This window comes from Variovorax sp. 10N420, assembly GCF_056394705.1.
The window spans coordinates 1-1,442 of sequence record NZ_JBFTIJ010000039.1 but is presented as its reverse complement, the minus strand read 5'-3'; the positions used below and the strand labels follow the sequence as shown (position 1 = coordinate 1,442).

The following is a 1,442-nucleotide window of genomic DNA, read 5'->3' as shown; positions in this document are numbered from 1 at the left end:
CCTTATGGGTCGTCCGCATATTCGTCATATGCCTTCCCTGAGCCGGGTTTCCCACCCCCAGGGGAACCCGGCACAATACGCATAGTCACCGGATAGTTAAGGAGATCGGCCATGACGTACGCTCACACGATTCAGCGAGTCACGATCTCGGGTACTTGCTTCTCCGGTGCCGAGATCTGGCAGACCGGCTTTTGGCTGGGAGACGAGAGTGCCGACACCAGCACGGCCACTCAGGCTCAGGTGGACGCGATCGCAGCGCGCTGGGCTACCTTCTTCTCCAGCGGCTCGACGCAGATCAACAACAGCTACATCACGACTCAGGTCAAGGTGGCAAACATCCTCACCACAGGCCACAGGGATCCACTGAACGTCGTCTACCACACCTACGGGACACCGCCCGTGGGCAGTGCTGGCGGCAACCGGCAGGCGCCCCAGACCACTCTGGTAGCGACGCTGACATCGGCGCTGAGCCGTGGCCTCGCTGCAAAGGGTCGCATGTACCTGCCGGGCCCGTCCATGGCAGTGCAGTCGAATGGGCGCGTCCAGAGCTTCGACATTTCCGGGATCGCCACCGCGTTTCAGACCTTCATCAACGGGGTCAACTCCGACGGCACCCCCGATCAGCAAGTGATCCTTGTTGCCAAGGCGACGACGCTGCCCGCTGTGAAGCCCGCCGTCAATGCGCTGGTCACCGGGATCAACTTCGGGGACGTGTACGATACGCAGCGGAGGCGCAGGGACCAGCTCAAGGAGACTCGGACCGGCCACACCATCCCGTAAGGCCACTAGGCTTTACGTGTGACCTCGAACGGCGGCAACTGGAACTGTGACTACCCCAGCTCCTGAAGGAGCCGCCACACCTCTCCCAGGGCCTCATCGTCGTCCCGCGTCGCCTGGTCTCGCTCTGCGGCCGTCAGGGGCAACTCCATGGTCCTGCGTGCTGTCCTCCGGCACCGTAGGATCGCTTCCGAAAGCTGCTCCCGGATCTCGTCTCTGCTCATGCTGTGGAGCCTACTGGCTCGGTGGCGGTTCGTGGGGTTTCTGCTCTGTTTGCTCCTGCTCTGCAGGAGCAGAGCGCATCCTGATGGTGGAGTAGGAAACGGGTTGTTGCACGCCCCCCCAAACCCCCCCAACTTAAATTTGGGGTCGGTCTGGGGAAGCGTCGCATGCTCTGTGAGCCATCCTGACGGAGCCAGTGAGGGGTCCTGGGCGCTACGACTGCCACCGGTAATTGCTGTCCCGGTCATCCTCGAGGGAGCCATGGCCACTACAGCCACAGAACCACCCAACCGTTAAACGAAGCCGGTACAGGGCATTTCCTCCAGCGTGTTTATTAACCCACCTGAGTTAAAAAGGCCGGCCCTTTGTGGCACAGGTGTGTTAACTCAGCTGTGTTAAAAGTGGCACAGGTGTGTTAACTCAGCTGTGTTAAAAAGATTGCT

At 60.8% G+C, this 1,442-nt stretch carries 1 protein-coding gene; it reads left to right on the top strand.

Going from position 1 to position 1,442, the window contains the following annotated elements:
• Positions 1-111: 111 nt before the first annotated feature.
• On the top strand, positions 112-780 hold the full coding sequence (locus AC1DEK_RS30100) for a hypothetical protein (RefSeq protein ID WP_478128986.1): 669 nt from the start codon (positions 112-114) through the stop codon (positions 778-780).
• Positions 781-1,442 lie beyond the last annotated feature (662 nt).

Bases quoted from the DNA above. Each gene is read 5' to 3' on its own strand.
- AC1DEK_RS30100 (WP_478128986.1), top strand. From the start codon at position 112: ATGACGTACGCTCACACGATTCAGCGAGTCACGATCTCGGGTACTTGC.